32 protein-coding genes are annotated in these 18,137 nt (G+C 38.6%); all 32 read right to left on the reverse strand.

Going from position 1 to position 18,137, the window contains the following annotated elements; all coding sequences use genetic code 11:
• Positions 1-109: 109 nt before the first annotated feature.
• A complete protein-coding gene (locus ACFOY7_RS18080) occupies positions 110-1,519 on the reverse strand; it encodes a vWA domain-containing protein (protein ID WP_390254220.1) in 1,410 nt (469 codons plus the stop codon).
• A gap of 402 nt (positions 1,520-1,921) precedes the next feature.
• Positions 1,922-2,275 (reverse strand): 50S ribosomal protein L17, encoded by a 354-nt coding sequence (gene rplQ, locus ACFOY7_RS18085; protein WP_390254222.1) that lies wholly within the window; start codon positions 2,273-2,275, stop codon positions 1,922-1,924.
• Positions 2,276-2,317: 42 nt separating this feature from the next.
• Positions 2,318-3,262 (reverse strand): DNA-directed RNA polymerase subunit alpha, encoded by a 945-nt coding sequence (locus ACFOY7_RS18090; RefSeq protein ID WP_390254224.1) that lies wholly within the window; start codon positions 3,260-3,262, stop codon positions 2,318-2,320.
• Positions 3,263-3,466: 204 nt separating this feature from the next.
• Positions 3,467-3,856 (reverse strand): 30S ribosomal protein S11, encoded by a 390-nt coding sequence (gene rpsK, locus ACFOY7_RS18095; RefSeq protein WP_390254226.1) that lies wholly within the window; start codon positions 3,854-3,856, stop codon positions 3,467-3,469.
• A 22-nt stretch (positions 3,857-3,878) separates the two neighbouring features.
• A complete protein-coding gene (gene rpsM / locus ACFOY7_RS18100; RefSeq protein ID WP_390254228.1) occupies positions 3,879-4,244 on the reverse strand; it encodes a 30S ribosomal protein S13 in 366 nt (121 codons plus the stop codon).
• A 24-nt stretch (positions 4,245-4,268) separates the two neighbouring features.
• Entirely contained in the window at positions 4,269-4,382 is a 114-nt protein-coding gene (gene rpmJ / locus ACFOY7_RS18105) for a 50S ribosomal protein L36 (RefSeq protein WP_003156543.1), read from the reverse strand.
• A gap of 30 nt (positions 4,383-4,412) precedes the next feature.
• The gene (infA, locus tag ACFOY7_RS18110; RefSeq protein ID WP_018934234.1) at positions 4,413-4,631 is read right to left on the reverse strand and encodes a translation initiation factor IF-1; all 219 of its coding nucleotides are present in this window, start codon (positions 4,629-4,631) and stop codon (positions 4,413-4,415) included.
• Positions 4,609-4,944 carry an RNA-binding protein gene (locus tag ACFOY7_RS18115; RefSeq protein ID WP_390254230.1) on the reverse strand — a complete coding sequence of 112 codons (336 nt, stop codon included), beginning with the start codon at positions 4,942-4,944 and terminating at the stop codon, positions 4,609-4,611. The genes infA and ACFOY7_RS18115 overlap by 23 nt, the downstream gene beginning before the upstream one ends.
• Positions 4,945-5,029: 85 nt before the next feature.
• Positions 5,030-5,680, reverse strand: coding sequence for an adenylate kinase (locus ACFOY7_RS18120; protein ID WP_390254232.1), 651 nt, complete (start codon positions 5,678-5,680; stop codon positions 5,030-5,032).
• Positions 5,681-5,720: 40 nt separating this feature from the next.
• Positions 5,721-7,016 carry a preprotein translocase subunit SecY gene (gene secY, locus ACFOY7_RS18125; RefSeq protein ID WP_390254234.1) on the reverse strand — a complete coding sequence of 432 codons (1,296 nt, stop codon included), beginning with the start codon at positions 7,014-7,016 and terminating at the stop codon, positions 5,721-5,723.
• Positions 7,016-7,453 carry a 50S ribosomal protein L15 gene (gene rplO, locus ACFOY7_RS18130; RefSeq protein WP_390254236.1) on the reverse strand — a complete coding sequence of 146 codons (438 nt, stop codon included), beginning with the start codon at positions 7,451-7,453 and terminating at the stop codon, positions 7,016-7,018. The genes secY and rplO overlap by 1 nt, the downstream gene beginning before the upstream one ends.
• A gap of 30 nt (positions 7,454-7,483) precedes the next feature.
• Positions 7,484-7,666, reverse strand: a complete 183-nt coding sequence (rpmD, locus tag ACFOY7_RS18135; RefSeq protein ID WP_390254238.1) for a 50S ribosomal protein L30 — start codon at positions 7,664-7,666, stop codon at positions 7,484-7,486.
• Positions 7,667-7,679: 13 nt separating this feature from the next.
• Positions 7,680-8,186 carry a 30S ribosomal protein S5 gene (gene rpsE, locus ACFOY7_RS18140; protein ID WP_390254240.1) on the reverse strand — a complete coding sequence of 169 codons (507 nt, stop codon included), beginning with the start codon at positions 8,184-8,186 and terminating at the stop codon, positions 7,680-7,682.
• A 17-nt stretch (positions 8,187-8,203) separates the two neighbouring features.
• Entirely contained in the window at positions 8,204-8,566 is a 363-nt protein-coding gene (gene rplR, locus ACFOY7_RS18145; RefSeq protein WP_390254242.1) for a 50S ribosomal protein L18, read from the reverse strand.
• Positions 8,567-8,598: 32 nt separating this feature from the next.
• On the reverse strand, positions 8,599-9,135 hold the full coding sequence (rplF, locus tag ACFOY7_RS18150; RefSeq protein ID WP_390254244.1) for a 50S ribosomal protein L6: 537 nt from the start codon (positions 9,133-9,135) through the stop codon (positions 8,599-8,601).
• A gap of 30 nt (positions 9,136-9,165) precedes the next feature.
• Positions 9,166-9,564, reverse strand: a complete 399-nt coding sequence (gene rpsH, locus ACFOY7_RS18155) for a 30S ribosomal protein S8 (RefSeq protein ID WP_390254246.1) — start codon at positions 9,562-9,564, stop codon at positions 9,166-9,168.
• A gap of 30 nt (positions 9,565-9,594) precedes the next feature.
• Complete coding sequence (rpsN, locus tag ACFOY7_RS18160) at positions 9,595-9,780, reverse strand: 30S ribosomal protein S14 (RefSeq protein ID WP_054787917.1); 186 nt, start codon at positions 9,778-9,780, stop codon at positions 9,595-9,597.
• Positions 9,781-9,811: 31 nt separating this feature from the next.
• Positions 9,812-10,351 carry a 50S ribosomal protein L5 gene (gene rplE, locus ACFOY7_RS18165; RefSeq protein WP_390254248.1) on the reverse strand — a complete coding sequence of 180 codons (540 nt, stop codon included), beginning with the start codon at positions 10,349-10,351 and terminating at the stop codon, positions 9,812-9,814.
• 27 nt (positions 10,352-10,378) lie between these two features.
• Positions 10,379-10,690, reverse strand: a complete 312-nt coding sequence (rplX, locus tag ACFOY7_RS18170) for a 50S ribosomal protein L24 (protein WP_390254250.1) — start codon at positions 10,688-10,690, stop codon at positions 10,379-10,381.
• Between the two features lie 41 nt (positions 10,691-10,731).
• Positions 10,732-11,100: a 50S ribosomal protein L14 gene (gene rplN, locus ACFOY7_RS18175; RefSeq protein WP_153406137.1), complete on the reverse strand. Its 369-nt coding sequence runs from the start codon at positions 11,098-11,100 to the stop codon at positions 10,732-10,734.
• A 43-nt stretch (positions 11,101-11,143) separates the two neighbouring features.
• Positions 11,144-11,407, reverse strand: coding sequence for a 30S ribosomal protein S17 (gene rpsQ, locus ACFOY7_RS18180; protein WP_390254253.1), 264 nt, complete (start codon positions 11,405-11,407; stop codon positions 11,144-11,146).
• A 30-nt stretch (positions 11,408-11,437) separates the two neighbouring features.
• Positions 11,438-11,632, reverse strand: a complete 195-nt coding sequence (gene rpmC / locus ACFOY7_RS18185; protein WP_390254257.1) for a 50S ribosomal protein L29 — start codon at positions 11,630-11,632, stop codon at positions 11,438-11,440.
• The gene (gene rplP, locus ACFOY7_RS18190; protein WP_390254259.1) at positions 11,622-12,056 is read right to left on the reverse strand and encodes a 50S ribosomal protein L16; all 435 of its coding nucleotides are present in this window, start codon (positions 12,054-12,056) and stop codon (positions 11,622-11,624) included. Before rplP ends, rpmC begins: the two co-directional genes overlap by 11 nt.
• Before the next feature lie 18 nt (positions 12,057-12,074).
• Positions 12,075-12,716: a 30S ribosomal protein S3 gene (gene rpsC, locus ACFOY7_RS18195; protein ID WP_390254261.1), complete on the reverse strand. Its 642-nt coding sequence runs from the start codon at positions 12,714-12,716 to the stop codon at positions 12,075-12,077.
• 3 nt (positions 12,717-12,719) lie between these two features.
• On the reverse strand, positions 12,720-13,061 hold the full coding sequence (rplV, locus tag ACFOY7_RS18200; protein ID WP_390254263.1) for a 50S ribosomal protein L22: 342 nt from the start codon (positions 13,059-13,061) through the stop codon (positions 12,720-12,722).
• Positions 13,062-13,080: 19 nt separating this feature from the next.
• The gene (gene rpsS / locus ACFOY7_RS18205) at positions 13,081-13,359 is read right to left on the reverse strand and encodes a 30S ribosomal protein S19 (RefSeq protein WP_390254265.1); all 279 of its coding nucleotides are present in this window, start codon (positions 13,357-13,359) and stop codon (positions 13,081-13,083) included.
• A 57-nt stretch (positions 13,360-13,416) separates the two neighbouring features.
• The gene (rplB, locus tag ACFOY7_RS18210; RefSeq protein ID WP_390254267.1) at positions 13,417-14,247 is read right to left on the reverse strand and encodes a 50S ribosomal protein L2; all 831 of its coding nucleotides are present in this window, start codon (positions 14,245-14,247) and stop codon (positions 13,417-13,419) included.
• 25 nt (positions 14,248-14,272) lie between these two features.
• Positions 14,273-14,563, reverse strand: a complete 291-nt coding sequence (rplW, locus tag ACFOY7_RS18215; protein ID WP_390254269.1) for a 50S ribosomal protein L23 — start codon at positions 14,561-14,563, stop codon at positions 14,273-14,275.
• Positions 14,563-15,186, reverse strand: a complete 624-nt coding sequence (rplD, locus tag ACFOY7_RS18220; protein WP_390254271.1) for a 50S ribosomal protein L4 — start codon at positions 15,184-15,186, stop codon at positions 14,563-14,565. Before rplD ends, rplW begins: the two co-directional genes overlap by 1 nt.
• Before the next feature lie 25 nt (positions 15,187-15,211).
• Positions 15,212-15,841: a 50S ribosomal protein L3 gene (gene rplC, locus ACFOY7_RS18225; protein WP_390254273.1), complete on the reverse strand. Its 630-nt coding sequence runs from the start codon at positions 15,839-15,841 to the stop codon at positions 15,212-15,214.
• Between the two features lie 30 nt (positions 15,842-15,871).
• Positions 15,872-16,180, reverse strand: coding sequence for a 30S ribosomal protein S10 (gene rpsJ / locus ACFOY7_RS18230; protein WP_089743697.1), 309 nt, complete (start codon positions 16,178-16,180; stop codon positions 15,872-15,874).
• Positions 16,181-16,826: 646 nt separating this feature from the next.
• Positions 16,827-18,017: an elongation factor Tu gene (gene tuf, locus ACFOY7_RS18235; RefSeq protein WP_390254275.1), complete on the reverse strand. Its 1,191-nt coding sequence runs from the start codon at positions 18,015-18,017 to the stop codon at positions 16,827-16,829.
• Positions 18,018-18,137 lie beyond the last annotated feature (120 nt).

Raw genomic sequence — 18,137 nt, forward strand, 5'->3', positions numbered from 1 at the left:
ATTTTATTTTATCATAAATGATGGCTGAATTACTTTTTAGGTGTTTGATTCCTAATAATATAATATAAAATAATCTTGCTTAACACTATACTAGTGTTAAGCAAGATTATCATTGTACAGATTCTTTTAATGCCTCCATCTCTTCTACCCATGCATTAACTTCTTCTTTTATCTCATCTGCCTTGTTGTCCACGGCTTCTCTTTTTGTTTCACGAAGTTGTTCATTTAAAGTTAGTATCTCTTCTTCACGTTTACTTAATATATCTTCTATTTGCTTCATTAATGATTCTGATAGGATCCCCTCTTCTATCAGTAGATGAAGTACTGTTTCGAAACGGTGATTTTCCCGTTTTAAGGAATATTCCAATCCATAGCTTAGCCCATCCACTCTCTGTCGTTCATGGGTAATCGCAAAACCATTTGGTGTCATGTTTACTGGAGCCCAGGTTAGCTCAATAGTGGATGGTAACCATTCATACTCAATTGTTGATAGCAGCTCTTCTCCATTATTAGCAGAAAAGTACTCCCCTTGACCTGCTTCCGCAACTTTTGTCAATTGTGCTTCTGCTTCTGCATCTACTTGAAAGCCAATAATATTAACTGTTTTATTTTCTGTTTTGCCTGCAAAAGATTCGGCAGCTTTTACTGGATCTCCATCGCATGTTTCAACACCGTCACTTACGATATATACTGTTACGTTACCTTCTATTGCACTGCTTAATTCATCTACCTTTTCAATTGCAGCTGCCAGAGGTGTCCAGCCTTTTGCTTCGACAGAATCGACTGACTGTGTAAATTGCTCATCATCATAGTCGCTTAATGAATATATCTCTTCGATCTCTGAACATGAGACATCTTTTCCTTTATCACTATCATCACCTTTATGTCCAAATGCGATAAGAGATACTTGACTAGACTCTCCTATTGTTTGTGCAAAGCTTGAGACAGCCTTACGAGCAATATGCATTCTTTGCGTCCCTTCTGACTCTAACAGCATACTCGAACTAGCATCCATTAATATGTATGCATAACTTTCTCCTTCTTCTACACCATCCTTTTCTACTTTTTGGGGACGGGGTAATAAAGGTTCTTTAAAATTTGGCTCAAAGTTATCTAGCTCTGTTATTATCTTGGAGAGAGTCGGACTGCCAGCAAAGTATATAAGTGATTTTGCAATTAATTCCGGCTCACTGCTTTCATTAACAATTGGTGCAATAGCATCTTTTAATTCCTCTTGATATGTTCCGTCTAACTCATCTAAACCAAACAAGATTCGTTCCGTGTCTTCTTCATAGGAAATATTCTCTGTAAGAACACCAGCAGGTAACTGTTTGAGTGTATTAATATCTGATGCCAAGGAAATATCCGCAATTTCGTTTGTTATTGCTGATTTGGATGGATCAGCACTTTCTGCGATCTCCTGGTCCCCAGTTTTCTCTCCAACCTTAGAATTCACATCTTCATCCTCAGAGCAAGCTATTAACAAAATAAAAGATAAAATTAAAATTACTCTCTTCAAGTTTGCCACTCCTTATCTAATTAACATTATATAGAAATATACCATTTTATAGCTGAAAATGTTTCAAAATATCCGATAAATGAGATAAAAGTATTAAAAAGGGAAAGACTTTTCTCACCAGCAGGGCTTCAAATTTACTAAATGATTAAAAGAAATAAGAAATCGGCAATGCTGACTTGGTCGTTGAGGAGTGATAAAAAATCAAACAGGAGTTTTATTAACAGGTTAATCTACGAGGAATTAATGTAAATTCTTTTCTTGTGATCCGGGCTCTATGGATGTCATTTTTCACATTAAACGCTAGGTTAGTATGAACCTTATCCCTTTACAGCAACAAAAAAAGGGCTTGGATACACCTCATATAGAGAATGGCCCCTGCCCCTTCCTGCTTCACTTATTTAATTAAACAAGTTCAATAATCGCCATTTCAGCCCCATCACCACGACGAGGTCCTAATTTCAACACTCTTGTGTATCCACCTTGACGATCTTCATAGCGAGTAGCAATATCATTGAATAGCTTCTGTACAGCATCTTCATTTTCGCTTGCTTCTGCCTTGTATAAGAATGCCGCAGCTTGACGGCGTGCGTGTAAGTCTCCACGTTTGCCTAAAGTGATCATTTTATCTACAACTGAACGCAATTCTTTCGCTTTTGCCTGTGTTGTCTCTAAACGTTCATGAATGATAAGATCAGTAGCTAAACCACGTAGCAATGCTTTACGTTGATCTGTTGTACGTCCTAACTTTCTAGCCATAGAAATTCCCCTCCTTCGTAAATATTCTTATAGATGTCTAAATTAATCTTCGTTTCTTAAACCAAGACCTAGATCTTCTAATTTATGCTTCACTTCTTCTAAAGACTTGCGACCAAGATTTCGAACCTTCATCATATCTTCTTCCGATTTGTGAGCTAATTCCTGAACGGTATTAATACCAGCACGTTTCAAACAATTATAAGAGCGAACAGATAAGTCAAGCTCTTCAATTGTCATCTCTAATACCTTCTCTTTTTGATCTTCTTCTTTTTCGATCATAATTTCAGCATTTTTCGCTTCATCTGTTAACCCTACAAAAATATTAATGTGTTCCATAAATATTTTTGCACCTAAAGATACAGCTTCTTCAGGACGTATACTTCCATCTGTTGTAACATCAAAAGTAAGTTTATCAAAATTAGAATCTTGGCCAACACGGGTATTCTCTACTTGATAAGTTACTTTCTGAACGGGTGTAAAGATGGAATCAACTGGAATCACACCAATTGGGCGGTCTTCGTGATTATTAGAATCAGCAGGTCGATATCCTCTACCACCTTTTGCTGAAATACGCATTTTCAAGTGACCATTCTCACCTAATGTAGCAATATGAAGATCAGGATTTAATATCTCGACATCACTATCAAAAATGATATCTGCAGCCGTAACTTTTCCTTCTCCCTGTACATCTACCTCTAGCGTCTTTTCTTCATCAGAGTAAATCTTAAGTGCTAGCTTTTTTAGATTTAAGATAATTGTAGTTACATCTTCTACTACGCCATCTACCGTTGAAAACTCATGAAGTGCCCCATCTATTTGCACAGATGTTACAGCAGCGCCAGGAAGTGAAGATAGTAGGATACGACGCAAGGAGTTACCGAGTGTAGTACCATATCCACGTTCTAGTGGTTCTACAACGAACTTTCCATAAGTAGCATCATCGCTGATTTCTACTGTTTCTATTCTTGGTTTTTCAATTTCGATCATTCATAAACCCTCCTTTAAAACGTCGAAACCCCGGTTAGACATTTGTCTAACCGAAATTCCCCAGGTAGGCAGTTCCCGTTTCTGCACTCTGCAATTGTATTCTAGTGTCTGTCGAATGCAATGGTGTCAAGAGGAAATTCTAACTCTACTCTATTCAGCTATCATAAACCATTATAGACAGATTAACAAATAATTATACTATGATTATACTCGACGACGTTTTGGCGGGCGACAACCATTGTGAGGAACTGGTGTTACATCACGAATGGCAGTTACTTCTAAACCTGCTGCTTGAAGTGAACGGATTGCTGCTTCACGTCCAGCACCAGGTCCTTTCACTGTAACCTCTAATGTTTTCATACCATGGTCCTGTGCACCTTTAGCAGCAGCTTCTGCAGCCATTTGAGCAGCAAAAGGTGTAGATTTACGTGAACCTTTAAAACCAAGTGCACCAGCGCTGCTCCAGCTTATAGCATTACCCTGCACATCTGTAATCGTTACAATTGTGTTATTAAAAGTAGAACGAATATGAGCAACACCTGTGTCGATATTCTTTTTCACACGGCGCTTACGTGTATTAGTTTTACGAGCCATAAATTAGCATACCTCCTTTATATTATTTCTTCTTGTTAGCCATAGTTTTTCTTGGACCTTTACGTGTACGGGAGTTATTTTTCGTTTTTTGACCACGAACAGGTAACCCACGGCGATGACGTACACCACGATAAGAACCAATTTCGATTAGACGTTTAATGTTAAGAGATACTTCACGACGAAGATCCCCTTCCACTGTAAAACTATCAATCGTTTGACGGATTTGACCTAACTCTTCTTCTGTTAAGTCACGAACACGAGTGTTCTCATTAATACCAGTTTCTGCTAAAACTTTTTGAGCAGTTGTTTTACCAATTCCGTAAATATACGTTAATGCGATAACTACACGTTTATCACGCGGAACATCTACACCAGCAATACGTGCCATATTATGCGTGCACCTCCTTCAATATTATCCTTGTTTTTGTTTATGTTTAGGGTTTTCGCAAATTACCATTACTTTCCCTTTACGGCGAATAACCTTACATTTTTCACAAATAGGTTTTACAGATGGTCTTACCTTCATCTTCCATACCTCCTCTTGTATCGGAGCATTTTATTTATAGCGGTACGTAATACGACCTCTTGTTAAATCATATGGAGAAAGTTCAACCGTTACTTTATCTCCAGGTAAAATACGAATGAAGTGCATTCTGATTTTACCAGAGACATGAGCAAGAACGGTATGACCATTCTCTAATTCTACTTTAAACATTGCATTTGGTAATGTATCAATTACAGTACCTTCTACTTCAATTGCATCGTCTTTCGCCATCGAGTTGATCTCCCTTCTTCAAATCTGTCAGTATTTCATTGACAAATTTATTAATAGCATAACGCAATTTTCCATTGGTTACGCGCCCTGTTTCGAGAAGGCTCTTTTGTACTTCAGGAGAAATAAAATTAGTATACGAAATATGATGAATGTTTTTCTTCTTAGGTCGATCATATTTACGCTTATCTCCATCTGCCAATAATACAAAACGACTGTCTAGCTTTTCAATAACAATTGCAAACTGACCTGCTTCTCGTCCTTGTAGGATTTGAACAACTTGACCTAATTCCGGATACCTCTCCGATTCGCTCAACTACCATCACCTTCATTTAGGTTATAAGTTTAGCATACATACAATTCGTGTACCTTATCATTATACCAATAATATCAATAAAAAATCATGAAATGTTCTTTAATTTTTCATCAATATCCTGGAATACTTTATCAATTTGCTGTGAGCCATCGATTGTAACTAAACTTCCTTTATCTGAATAAAAGTCTAGCATTGGCTGTGTCTGTTCAATATTTACTTCTAATCTGTTCTTAACTGTACCTGGTTGGTCATCCTCACGTTGAATAAGCTTCTCACCATCATTATCACAAATCCCCTCTTGTTTTGGAGGATTGAATTGAACATGATAAGTTGCTCCGCAAGCTGGGCAAATGCGACGGCCAGTTAATCGCTCAACTAGTTCGTTTTTATTAACATCCACATGTAATACATAGTCTAATGATTTATTCATCTTAGCAAGCAATTGATCTAATGCTTCAGCCTGTGCGATTGTTCTAGGAAATCCATCAAGCAAAAATCCTTTCTCACAATCAGACTTGCTTAGTCTCTCCTCTACAATGCCAATGGTTACTTCGTCAGGAACTAGTGCGCCTTCATCCATAAAGCTTTTTGCTTTTTGTCCTAGCTCAGTTCCTTCTTTAATAGCTAATCTGAACATATCTCCTGTTGAAATATGAGGGATTTGGTACTTCTCTACAATTTTTTCTGCCTGTGTTCCTTTACCAGCACCAGGCAAGCCCATTAGGATAAGATTCAACGAATTTCCCCTCGCTCTCTATCTATTCCGATACAACAACTTACTTAATAAAACCTTTGTAATTACGTTTCACTAATTGTCCTTCTAATTGCTTCATCGTTTGTAATGCTACACCGACAACAATTAACAAGCTAGTACCGCCAATTTGGACTGCATCAGGTAAACCAGCCATACCACCAATAGCAATTGGTAATACAGATACTGCAGCTAAAAACAGTGCTCCGACAAAAGTTAAACGATACATCACACGAGTTAAATAAGTCTCCGTATTTTGACCTGGACGTATACCTGGGATATATCCCCCCTGTTTCTTCAAATTATCAGCCATTTGTTCAGGATTAACTTGAACAAACGTATAGAAATACGTGAAGGCGATAATTAAAGCAACATAGATAATCATACCAACAGGTTTCGTATAATCAAAAATGTTGGAAATAGTTACTGCAACTTGATTATCCTCAAAGAATCCAGCAATACTTCTTGGTGCCAGGATAAAAGATACTGCGAAGATAACCGGAATAACTCCTGCGGCATTAACCTTTAAAGGTAAATGCGTTGAATGCCCGCCAACTGGTGAACGGTTCACTAGACGCTTTGCATATTGTACTGGGATTTTACGAAGTGCTTGCTGAATAAAGATTACTCCTACTGTTACAGCAATAACTAATAAAATGATTAACAGTACAATGATGATATTAATGAATAGTTCATCATCAGCACCTGATCCAAAATACTGTGCATAAATTTGATTCACACCATTTGGAATTGCTGCTACGATACCCGCAAAAATAAGGATAGAGATTCCATTACCAACACCATGTGCAGTAATTTGCTCACCTAACCACATTAAGAATGCTGTACCACTAGTTAATATTATCGCAATTACCAGAACCTTGCCAACTCCTGGATCACTAATCAGCAAACCGCCGGACATTGCATTAAATCCGACCGCCATTGCACACCCTTGGATAAAAGCAAGCACAATTGTCGCATACCGCGTTACTTGTGCTAACTTCTTACGTCCCATTTCTCCTTGCTTTTTCCACTCGGAAAATTTCTGTACTACATCCATTTGCAATAATTGCATGATAATGGATGCAGTAATGTAAGGCATAATCCCCATTGCGAAGATCGAGAAATTTTGTAATGCTCCACCACCAAAAGTGTTTAGTAATCCAAAAACATTCTGTTCATTCGTAAAGTTAATTGCACTTCGATCTGTGAATGGCACAGGAATAAATGTCCCAATTCGAAATACAACTAACATTAGAAGTGTGAATATAATTTTTTGTCTGATATCAGCCACACGCACAAAATTGGAGATTGTACGAAACATTAAATCACCTCAGTTTGACCGCCCGCGGCGATGATTGCTTCTTGAGCAGAAGCAGAAAACTTATGAGCTTTTACTGTTAGTTTCTTTTCAACTTTGCCATTTCCAAGAATCTTAACACCAGCTTTAACTTTACTGATTGTACCTGTTTCAAGTAAAAGTTCAGGTGTTACTTCAGTACCTTCATCAAAGTTATTCAATGTTTCTAAGTTAACAATCGCATATTCTTTACGGTTGATGTTTGTGAATCCTCGTTTTGGTAAACGTTGGAATAAAGGCATTTGACCACCTTCAAAACCTGGTCGTACCCCACCCCCGGAACGCGCTTTTTGACCTTTGTGTCCACGTCCAGAAGTTTTACCATTACCAGAAGACATACCACGACCTACACGATTTCTCTTCTTTTTCGCTTGTGATGGTTTTAATTCATGAAGTTTCATGCGAGCACCTCCTCTTTACAGTGATATTAATTATACTTCTTTAATTTCAACTAAATGTGATACTTTATTGATCATGCCTCGCACGACAGGAGTATCTTCACGGACTACTGACTGGTGAATTTTTCTAAGACCTAGTGTTTTAACAGTAGCTTTTTGTACTTCAGATCTACCGATGACACTGCGTTTGAGGGTAATTTCTAATTTATTAGACATTTGGTTTCCCTCCTTATCCTAACAATTCTTCTACAGACTTACCACGAAGTTTAGCCACTTCTTCAGCGCGTTTCAGCTCGCTAAGTCCATTGATTGTAGCACGAACCATGTTAATTGGGGTATTAGAACCTAGTGACTTCGATAGGATATCACCTACACCAGCTAATTCTAATACGGCACGTACTGGTCCACCAGCGATAACTCCAGTACCCTCTGCAGCAGGCTTCATTAAAATGCTTCCTGCACCAAATTGACCTGTAATATCGTGTGGAATTGATGTACCAACGATCGGTACATTGATTAAATTTTTCTTGGCATCATCCACTGCCTTTTTAATAGCATCTGGTACTTCTTGAGCTTTACCAGTACCAAAGCCTACATGACCATTTTTATCTCCAACTACTACAAGTGCAGCAAAGCGAAAACGACGTCCACCTTTTACAACTTTAGCTACACGATTTATCGTTACAACGCGTTCTTCTAAATCTAATTTGTTTGGGTCGATGTTAGTACGCAACATATGTCCCTCCTTTTTTATTAAAATTCAAGACCTGCTTCACGAGCAGCATCTGCTAAAGATTTAACACGACCATGATATAAATATCCACCACGATCAAATACTACATTTGTAATACCTTTTTCTTTTGCGCGCTTTGCAACAAGTTCTCCTACTTGTTTCGCAGCTTCTACGTTACCAGTACCATCTAAACTTAAATCTTTGTCAACTGTTGATGCACTTGCAATTGTTACATTGTTTACATCATCAATGATTTGAGCATAGATGTGTTTGTTTGAACGAAATACGTTTAAACGTGGGCGTTCTGCAGTACCGAATAAGTTTTTACGGATACGGTAATGTCTTTTTTTACGTACATTGTTTTTATCAGGCTTTGTGATCATCTAGGTCACTCCTTTCTGTTCCCTACCTAACCTTACTTAGCAGTTTTACCTTCTTTACGACGTACATATTCGCCTTCGTAGCGAATACCTTTACCTTTATACGGTTCAGGTGGACGAATTGCGCGAATGTTAGCAGCAATAGCGCCAACTTTTTCTTTATCAATACCTTTAACGACTACTTTTGTATTCGCTGGTACTTCAATTTCAATTCCGTCTACTTGTTCAATCTCAACTGGGTGAGAGTAACCCGCATTTACAACAAGTTTCTGACCTTGTTTTTGCGCACGGTAACCTACACCTTGAATTTCAAGAGCTTTCTCGAAGCCTTTGTGAACACCTTCAACCATGTTTCCAATAATGCTGCGAGTTGTACCGTGTAATGCTTTATGTTGTTTGCTATCACTAGGACGCTCAACAGTTAAAATATTATCTTCGATTTTGATAGCCATATCCTCGCTGAACTGACGACTCAATTCACCTTTAGGGCCTTTTACCGTTACATGGCCGGCATCAATTTTAACTTCCACACCTTGTGGGATTTCCAATTGTTTTAAACCTATACGAGACATGCTATACACCTCCTGTCATTTGAAAATATATTACCAAATATATGCAAGTACTTCTCCGCCGATTGCTTGCGAACGTGCTTCTTTGTCTGAAAGAACACCTTTAGAAGTAGATACGATCGCAATACCTAAGCCGTTTAATACTTTAGGTAATTCATCAGCTTTAGCATAAACGCGAAGACCTGGCTTACTAATTCTTTTAAGACCAGTGATTACACGTTCTTCATTCGTTCCGTACTTTAAGAAAACACGCAGGATACCTTGTTTGTTATCCTCAACATATTCATAATCACGGATAAAACCTTCACGTTTTAAAATGTCTGCAATTTCTTTTTTAAGATTCGACGCTGGGAATTCTAATTTCTCATGGCGCACCATGTTAGCGTTACGAATACGAGTAAGCATATCTGCAATTGGATCTGTCATAACCATTTCTTATTACCTCCTTCCCTAATCGGGGATTTACCAGCTTGCTTTTTTAACACCAGGAATTTGACCTTTGTATGCAAGTTCACGGAAACAAATACGGCAAAGTTTAAATTTCCGAATTACCGAATGCGGACGTCCACAACGTTCACAACGAGTATATTCTTGCACTTTAAATTTTGCAGGGCGTTTTTGTTTTGCGATCATTGATTTTTTAGCCACTCTTTTCCCTCCTTATCTTAGCTTTTCTCGCTTATTTTTGGAAAGGCATGCCAAGTTGAGTTAAGAGTTCAGCAGCTTCTTCGTCAGAATTCGCTGTTGTAACAATAACAATATCCATCCCTCTAACTTTGCTTACTTGATCATAGTTAATTTCAGGGAAAATCAATTGCTCCTTAACACCTAAAGTGTAATTTCCACGACCATCGAATGCCTTTTTAGAGATACCACGGAAGTCACGAACACGTGGTAAAGATACATCAATTAATTTTTGAAGGAAATCGTACATACGCTCACCACGTAGAGTTACCTTTGCACCAATTGGCATTCCTTCACGCAAACGGAAACCTGCGATTGATTTCTTCGCTTTAGTGATAACAGGCTGTTGACCAGTGATTTGTGCTAATTCTTCAACAGCAGAATCTAATGCCTTAGAATTTTGCACTGCATCACCGACACCCATGTTTATAACGATTTTTTCAATTTTAGGTACTTCCATTACTGATTTATAATTAAATTTCTCTACTAATGAAGAAACAATTTCTTTATTGTATTTTGCTTTTAATGCGTTCATCACGTAAACCTCCTTTCATCGCTATGACTATTTATCTAAAGCTTCACCAGATTTTTTAGCGATTCTTACTTTCTTTCCATCACGAACTTCAAATCCAACACGAGTTGGTTCGCCAGACTTAGGATCGACTGGCAATACATTGGAAACATGAATCGGTGCTTCTTGATTTAAAATACCACCTTGTGGATTATCTTGAGAAGGTTTTGCGTGTTTCTTAACAATGTTAACACCTTCTACAAGCACACGATCTTTTTTAGGAAATGCTGCTAATACTACGCCTTGCTTTCCTTTATCTTTACCAGATAGAACTTGAACTTTATCACCTTTTTTTACATGCATGCTATCCGCACCTCCTTACACGGTATTTTCCGTTACGTGCCTTATAGTACTTCTGGAGCTAGAGATACGATTTTCATAAACTTAGCATCACGTAATTCACGTGCTACCGGTCCAAAAATACGAGTACCTCTTGGACTTTGATCGTCACGAATAATAACAGCTGCATTCTCATCAAATTTAATGTAAGAACCATCTTTACGTCTTACACCACTTTTAGAGCGTACAATAACAGCTTTTACTACTTCACCTTTTTTAACAACGCCTCCTGGTGTTGCTTGTTTCACCGTACAAACAATTACATCACCGATATTCGCTGTTTTACGACCTGAGCCACCTAATACTTTGATTGTAAGTACCTCACGTGCACCAGAGTTATCTGCTACTTTTAAACGAGATTCTTGTTGAATCATATTCGTGTACCTCCCTTCGGAACTTATCCGAGCGAACTTTAAATTAAATAATTACAGCTTCTTCCACAACTTCTACTAAACGAAAACGTTTTGTAGCTGAAAGTGGACGAGTTTCCATGATACTTACAATATCGCCGATTTTAGCTTGATTGTTTTCATCATGAGCTTTGAATTTCTTCGAGTATCTTACACGTTTACCATACAGCTTGTGAAACTTGTAAGTTTCAACTAAAACTGTAATAGTCTTATCCATTTTGTCTGAAACGACACGTCCAGTATAGACTTTACGATTATTACGCTCACTCATCTGAGGCTAACCTCCTTTATTTATCCGTTATTAAACGCTTAGCTCTCTTTCGCGAACTACAGTTTTCATACGTGCGATTGATTTACGCACTTCACGAAGACGCGCAGTGTTTTCCAATTGACCTGTTGCAAGTTGGAAACGCAAGTTAAAAAGCTCTTCTTTTAATGATTTGATCTTTTGTTCAATTTCGGCAGTGGTTAGTTCTCTAATTTCATTAGCCTTCATTGATTTCACCACCAATTTCTTCTCGTTTTACGAATTTCGTTTTAACCGGTAATTTGTGAGAAGCAAGACGAAGTGCTTCACGAGCTACTTCTTCAGATACACCTGCGATCTCAAACAATATTTTTCCTGGTTTTACTACTGCTACCCATCCTTCAGGAGCACCTTTACCAGAACCCATACGTACCTCTAAAGGCTTTTTCGTATATGGCTTATCTGGGAAAATCTTAATCCAAACTTTACCACCACGTTTCATATAACGAGTCATCGCTATACGAGCAGCTTCAATTTGACGACTAGTAATCCAAGAGGCTTCTGTTGCTTGAAGACCGAACTCACCAAATGCAACAGTAGTACCGCCTTTCGCTTTACCTTTCATATTACCACGATGTTGTTTACGATGTTTTACACGTTTTGGCATTAACATAATACGTTGCCCCCTTCCTTATTTCTTGTTTTTTGTTGGAAGGACTTCACCACGATAGATCCATACTTTAACACCTAGTTTACCGTATGTTGTGTCAGCTTCTGCTGTACCATAGTCGATATCAGCACGTAAAGTATGAAGTGGAACAGTTCCTTCACTGTAGTGTTCAGCTCTTGCCATGTCAGCACCGCCAAGACGACCAGAAACTTGTGTTTTGATCCCTTTAGCTCCAGCACGCATTGCACGTTGGATTGTTTGTTTTTGTGCACGACGGAATGAAACACGATTTTCTAATTGACGAGCGATATTTTCTGCTACTAATTTAGCATCTAAATCAGCTCTTTTCACTTCAACGATGTTAATGTGTACTCTTTTACCTGTTAGTTCATTTAGTGATTTACGTAGAGCTTCTACTTCAGAACCACCTTTACCAATTACCATACCAGGCTTTGCAGTAGAGATTGAGATATTCACACGGTTTGCCGCTCTTTCAATCTCAACTTTTGATACAGCTCCATCTTTCAAACGTTCTTCAATATATTCACGAATTTTGATATCTTCATGTAACAGGTCCGCATAATCTTTACCTGCATACCACTTAGATTCCCAATCACGGATAACTCCGACACGAAGACCCGTTGGATTTACTTTTTGACCCACAGATTATCCCTCCTTTTTCTCAGATAGAACCACTGTAATATGGCTCGTGCGTTTATTGATTTGTGTTGCACGACCTTGTGCGCGAGGACGGAAACGTTTCAATGTTACCCCTTCGTTCACAAATGCTTCAGAAATCACTAAATTATCTGGGTTCATTTCATAGTTATGCTCTGCGTTAGCAACAGCAGAGTTAATTAATTTCTCTACAACTGATGATGCACCACGTTGTGTGTGTTTTAAAATCGCAATTGCTTCTCCAACATTCTTACCGCGAACTAAATCAACGACTAAGCGGACTTTACGAGGAGCAATACGAACTGATTTCGCAACAGCTTTAGCTTGCATTAGGAGTACCTCCTCTCAATTAACGTTTTGTTTTCTTGTCGTCCCCAGCATGCCCTTTATACGTGCGTGTTGGAGCGAATTCGCCTAATTTGTGTCCAACCATATCTTCTGTTACGTATACTGGCACGTGTTTACGACCATCATATACCGCAATCGTATGACCGACAAAGCTTGGAAAGATTGTAGAACGACGAGACCAAGTTTTTACAACTGTCTTTTTATCATCTTCGTTCAATTTGTCGATCTTTTTCATTAAATGGTCATCTGCGAAAGGTCCTTTTTTTAAGCTACGACCCATGGATAAGCCTCCCTTCGCGATTGGCGGACGGGTGTTATCTCCCGTCGTTCAACCCCGTTATTTTTTACGTTTACGTACAATAAATTTATCTGATGGTTTGTTGCGTTTACGCGTTTTGTAACCAAGTGTTGGTTTACCCCAAGGTGACATTGGTGATTTACGACCGATTGGCGCGCGTCCTTCACCACCACCGTGCGGGTGATCGTTAGGGTTCATAACAGAACCACGAACTGTAGGGCGTTTACCTAACCAGCGTGAACGTCCAGCTTTACCAACGTTAATCAATTCGTGCTCTAAGTTTCCAACCTGGCCAACAGTTGCGCGGCATGTTGCTAGAACTAAGCGCACTTCACCAGATGTTAAACGAACAAGTACATATTTACCTTCACGTCCCAGAATCTGTGCTTGTGCACCCGCAGATCTTGCAAGTTGCCCGCCACGACCTGGTTTTAATTCGATATTGTGTACAACAGTACCTACAGGGATGTTGATAAGTGGTAAAGCATTTCCTGCTTTAATATCAGCGTCTGGTCCTGATTCTACTTGTTGCCCAACTTGTAAACCTTTTGGTGCAAGAATGTAACGTTTTTCTCCATCTGCATAATGGATTAATGCAATGTTAGCGGTACGGTTTGGATCATACTCGATTGTAGCAACGTTCCCTGGTATACCATCTTTGTCACGTTTAAAATCGATAATACGATATTTACGCTTGTGTCCACCGCCTTGATGACGAACAGTTAATTTACCTTGATTGTTACGCCCACCTCTTTTGCTTAAAGGTGCTAGCAATGATTTTTCCGGCTGATCTGTAGTGATCTCTGAAAAATCAGATACTGACATTCCTCTACGACCATTTGAGGTTGGTTTGTATTTTTTAATCGCCATCTTTTTCCCTCCTTTTTAATTGAAATTATAGTGATTCAAAGAAATCTAGTTCTTTGCTGTCTTCTGATAATTGAACAATTGCTCTTTTACGGTTTGGACGATATCCACCATAACGTCCCATGCGTTTGAATTTACCTTTACGGTTTAAAGTGTTTACGTTAACTACTTTTACACCAAAGATTTCTTCAACAGCATCTTTGATCTGAGATTTGTTAGCTTCTTTTGTAACTTCAAAAGTATATTTTTTATCAGCCATTAAATCTGCAGTGTTTTCAGTAATGATAGGGCGCTTAATAATATCACGAGGATCCTTCATTATGCAAGCACCTCCCCTGCTTTTTCAGCTGCTTCTTTTGTAATAACCAGCTTGTCATGCGTAAGCAAGTCTAATACATTCACTTCACTTACAGTTAGAACTTTTACATTTGGTAGGTTGTTTGCTGATTTTACTAAAACAGCATCTGCATCCGCAGTAACGATCAATGCTTTTGCATCTACGTTTAATGAAGAAAGCATTGCTACTACTTCTTTTGTTTTAGGTGCATCAAATGCAAGACCTTCTAAAACAACTAAGCTATCTTCTTTTACCTTTGAAGAAAGAGCAGATTTAAGCGCTAATCTACGAACTTTCTTAGGCAGTTTGTAGCTGTAGCTTCTTGGTGTAGGGCCGAAAACTGTTCCACCGCCTACCCATTGTGGTGATCTAATTGAACCTTGACGAGCACGTCCAGTTCCTTTTTGACGCCATGGTTTACGTCCACCACCACGTACTTCCGAGCGATTTTTTACAGCGTGTGTTCCTTGACGAAGTGACGCGCGTTGCATAAGAACAGCATCATGTAATACATGTTCGTTTGGCTCGATACCAAAAACTGCATCGCTAATTTCCACATCACCTACTTGTGATCCACTTTGATTAAATAGTGCTACTTTAGGCATGACATATCCTCCCTTCAGTTAATAATTAGTTAGCCTTCAATGCACTCGTGATTTTCACGAATGATTTTTTTGCACCTGGAACATTTCCTTTAATTAAAAGAAGATTACGTTCCGTATCTACTTTGACAATTTCAAGGTTTTGGATAGTGATTTGCTCTCCACCCATTTGCCCTGGTAATTTTTTACCTTTGAAAACATGCATTGGATCGATTGGACCCATTGTACCTGGTCTTCTATGGTAACGAGAACCGTGGCTCATTGGCCCGCGTGATTGATTGTGACGCTTGATTGCACCTTGAAATCCTTTCCCTTTTGAGACTCCAGTTACATCAATTTTATCCCCTGCTTGAAATACCTCTACGTTAATTTCTTGACCTAATTCATACTCATCAAGATTAACGCCACGGACTTCACGAATGAAGCGCTTAGGAGTAGTATTTGCTTTTTCAGCATGCCCTTGTTCAGGTTTGTTCGTACGGTTTTTTTTCTGATCAGCAAAACCGATTTGGATTGCTTCATAACCGTCATTTTCTTGTGTACGCTTTTGCAGCACAACGTTTGGTTCAGCCTCAACAACTGTTACAGGGATTAATTCTCCCTCTTCAGAGAAAAGCTGAGTCATGCCGACTTTGCGACCTAAGATTCCTTTCGTCATCCGTAACACCTCCTAGATTGTTAATATATATTATAATTTAATTTCAATATCTACACCTGACGGTAAATCAAGACGCATAAGTGCATCAACCGTTTTTGGTGTTGGACTTACAATGTCAATTAGACGCTTGTGTGTGCGCATTTCGAACTGCTCACGTGAATCTTTGTATTTGTGTACCGCACGAAGGATCGTGTAAACTGATTTTTCAGTCGGTAACGGGATCGGCCCAGATACACCTGCACCAGATCTTTTAGCTGTATCTACAATTTTTTCTGCAGATTGATCTAAAATACGGTGATCATACGCTTTTAAACGAATTCTAATTTTCTCTTTTGCCATTATTTTCCCTCCTTTTCGCCCATTTTATAATAGACTTTCTCCGCGGAAATTCCTTAACACACTAGCCATGGCAAAGGGGCCGGGTGTGCCAACAACCTTCCGCATCATCGCCTGTTTTATGACCAACATTGTTTATTATATAGAAGTAAACAGTAAAATGCAAGGTTAAATGTGATTTTCTATGAATTTTTTTTGAGACTTTGGCAACTTCAATAATTTAGTTGGAAGTGCGAGTAAATTACGATAATAACCTGAATTCCGATCCGTTGTATACCATAGAATGGTTGGGTGGTTTTTAGAGGTTCCAGTTTGATTAGTTAGTAGCAGGTTTGAGCTATTTATATAGGTTACCCTTAAAATTGCTTGATTGTTTAGATTAGTTTTTAACTGGACATGTCATCGTTTAGGGATAATATTGATAGAAGTTCATAGATTGTTGATTAGACAATCTCTATTGAAGATCTGTACCATCATACAATAACTTCATTATAAATGAGTCGGATAATTATAGACTATCTTTTTTAAATCATTCTTTATTCCCAATTGGAAGACAACTAAATAACATGATGCAGAAAATACAAGAGGCAGCTTCATTTATATTAAAAAGAAAAAACAGGTAGAGGAACTACCTGTTTTTTATCATAAATTATTTAGTGATTGTTGCTACTACTCCAGCGCCTACTGTACGTCCACCTTCACGGATTGAGAATTTAGTTCCTTCTTCAATCGCGATTGGAGAGATAAGCTCTACAGTCATTTCAACGTTATCTCCAGGCATTACCATTTCAATACCCTCAGGAAGTTGAACAACACCAGTTACATCCGTTGTACGGAAGTAGAACTGTGGGCGGTAGTTAGTAAAGAATGGAGTGTGACGTCCACCTTCTTCTTTAGAAAGTACATATACCTCAGCTTTGAAATTTGTGTGAGGAGTAATTGTACCTGGTTTAGCTAATACTTGACCACGGTTGATTTCTTCACGAGAAACCCCACGAAGAAGTGCACCAATGTTGTCACCAGCTTCTGCATAATCAAGAAGCTTACGGAACATTTCAACACCAGTTACAGTTGTTTTAGAAGCTTCTTCAGCAAGACCGATGATTTCGATTTCGTCACCAACTTTTACAACACCACGCTCAACACGTCCTGTTGCAACAGTACCACGACCAGTAATTGAGAATACGTCCTCAACTGGCATCATGAATGGTTTCTCAGTATCACGGTCTGGACGAGGAATATACTCATCAACTGCATCCATTAGTTCAAGGATTGCATTTACATATTGCTCTTCACCTTCAAGAGCTTTAAGTGCAGAACCTTTGATTACTGGTACATCATCACCAGGGAAATCATATTCAGATAGAAGATCACGTACTTCCATTTCTACTAATTCTAGAAGTTCTTCGTCATCTACCATGTCACATTTGTTTAAGAATACTACGATCGCAGGTACACCTACTTGACGAGAAAGTAAGATGTGCTCACGAGTTTGTGGCATTGGACCATCAGCAGCAGATACTACTAGGATAGCTCCATCCATTTGCGCAGCACCAGTGATCATGTTTTTAACGTAGTCAGCGTGACCCGGGCAGTCAACGTGTGCATAGTGACGAGTATCAGTTTCATACTCAACGTGTGCAGTTGAGATAGTGATACCACGTTCTCTTTCTTCAGGAGCCCCATCGATTTGATCGTATGCACGAGCTTCCCCTCTACCAAATTTGTTGAAAAGTACATTAGTAATTGCAGCAGTTAATGTAGTTTTACCATGGTCAACGTGTCCAATAGTACCAATATTAACGTGGTCTTTGGAACGGTCAAATTTTTCCTTAGCCATGTGTATTTCCTCCTTTAAATAAATGAAATGTATTATTATATTTACAAGTATCTCAGCTTAGAAAAGACCCAAAAATCCTTTCTAAGCCTATAATACAAGTTATACTTTAGATTGCAAGAA

Source organism: Gracilibacillus xinjiangensis (genome assembly GCF_042651765.1).
Lineage (GTDB): Bacteria > Bacillota > Bacilli > Bacillales > Amphibacillaceae > Gracilibacillus > Gracilibacillus xinjiangensis.

Excerpts from the sequence above, each read along its gene's own strand:
- rplQ (WP_390254222.1), bottom strand. The coding sequence starts at position 2,275 with ATGGCTAGAAAGTTAGGACGTACAACAGATCAACGTAAAGCATTGCTA.
- ACFOY7_RS18090 (WP_390254224.1), bottom strand. The coding sequence starts at position 3,262 with ATGATCGAAATTGAAAAACCAAGAATAGAAACAGTAGAAATCAGCGAT.
- rpsK (WP_390254226.1), bottom strand. The coding sequence starts at position 3,856 with ATGGCTCGTAAAACTAATACACGTAAGCGCCGTGTGAAAAAGAATATC.
- rpsM (WP_390254228.1), bottom strand. The coding sequence starts at position 4,244 with ATGGCACGTATTGCTGGTGTAGATGTTCCGCGTGATAAACGTGTAGTT.
- rpmJ (WP_003156543.1), bottom strand. The coding sequence starts at position 4,382 with ATGAAGGTAAGACCATCTGTAAAACCTATTTGTGAAAAATGTAAGGTT.
- infA (WP_018934234.1), bottom strand. The coding sequence starts at position 4,631 with ATGGCGAAAGACGATGCAATTGAAGTAGAAGGTACTGTAATTGATACA.
- secY (WP_390254234.1), bottom strand. The coding sequence starts at position 7,016 with ATGTTTCGTACAATCTCCAATTTTGTGCGTGTGGCTGATATCAGACAA.
- rplO (WP_390254236.1), bottom strand. The coding sequence starts at position 7,453 with ATGAAACTTCATGAATTAAAACCATCACAAGCGAAAAAGAAGAGAAAT.
- rpmD (WP_390254238.1), bottom strand. The coding sequence starts at position 7,666 with ATGTCTAATAAATTAGAAATTACCCTCAAACGCAGTGTCATCGGTAGA.
- rpsE (WP_390254240.1), bottom strand. The coding sequence starts at position 8,186 with ATGTTGCGTACTAACATCGACCCAAACAAATTAGATTTAGAAGAACGC.
- rplR (WP_390254242.1), bottom strand. The coding sequence starts at position 8,566 with ATGATCACAAAGCCTGATAAAAACAATGTACGTAAAAAAAGACATTAC.
- rplF (WP_390254244.1), bottom strand. The coding sequence starts at position 9,135 with ATGTCTCGTATAGGTTTAAAACAATTGGAAATCCCACAAGGTGTGGAA.
- rpsH (WP_390254246.1), bottom strand. The coding sequence starts at position 9,564 with ATGGTTATGACAGATCCAATTGCAGATATGCTTACTCGTATTCGTAAC.
- rplE (WP_390254248.1), bottom strand. The coding sequence starts at position 10,351 with ATGAACGCATTAAAAGCAAAATACAATAAAGAAATTGTTTCTTCATTA.
- rplX (WP_390254250.1), bottom strand. The coding sequence starts at position 10,690 with ATGCATGTAAAAAAAGGTGATAAAGTTCAAGTTCTATCTGGTAAAGAT.
- rplN (WP_153406137.1), bottom strand. The coding sequence starts at position 11,100 with ATGATTCAACAAGAATCTCGTTTAAAAGTAGCAGATAACTCTGGTGCA.
- rpsQ (WP_390254253.1), bottom strand. The coding sequence starts at position 11,407 with ATGAGTGAGCGTAATAATCGTAAAGTCTATACTGGACGTGTCGTTTCA.
- rpmC (WP_390254257.1), bottom strand. The coding sequence starts at position 11,632 with ATGAAGGCTAATGAAATTAGAGAACTAACCACTGCCGAAATTGAACAA.
- rplP (WP_390254259.1), bottom strand. The coding sequence starts at position 12,056 with ATGTTAATGCCAAAACGTGTAAAACATCGTAAACAACATCGTGGTAAT.
- rplV (WP_390254263.1), bottom strand. The coding sequence starts at position 13,061 with ATGCAAGCTAAAGCTGTTGCGAAATCAGTTCGTATTGCTCCTCGTAAA.
- rpsS (WP_390254265.1), bottom strand. The coding sequence starts at position 13,359 with ATGGGTCGTAGCTTAAAAAAAGGACCTTTCGCAGATGACCATTTAATG.
- rplB (WP_390254267.1), bottom strand. The coding sequence starts at position 14,247 with ATGGCGATTAAAAAATACAAACCAACCTCAAATGGTCGTAGAGGAATG.
- rplW (WP_390254269.1), bottom strand. The coding sequence starts at position 14,563 with ATGAAGGATCCTCGTGATATTATTAAGCGCCCTATCATTACTGAAAAC.
- rplD (WP_390254271.1), bottom strand. The coding sequence starts at position 15,186 with ATGCCTAAAGTAGCACTATTTAATCAAAGTGGATCACAAGTAGGTGAT.
- rplC (WP_390254273.1), bottom strand. The coding sequence starts at position 15,841 with ATGACGAAAGGAATCTTAGGTCGCAAAGTCGGCATGACTCAGCTTTTC.
- rpsJ (WP_089743697.1), bottom strand. The coding sequence starts at position 16,180 with ATGGCAAAAGAGAAAATTAGAATTCGTTTAAAAGCGTATGATCACCGT.
- tuf (WP_390254275.1), bottom strand. The coding sequence starts at position 18,017 with ATGGCTAAGGAAAAATTTGACCGTTCCAAAGACCACGTTAATATTGGT.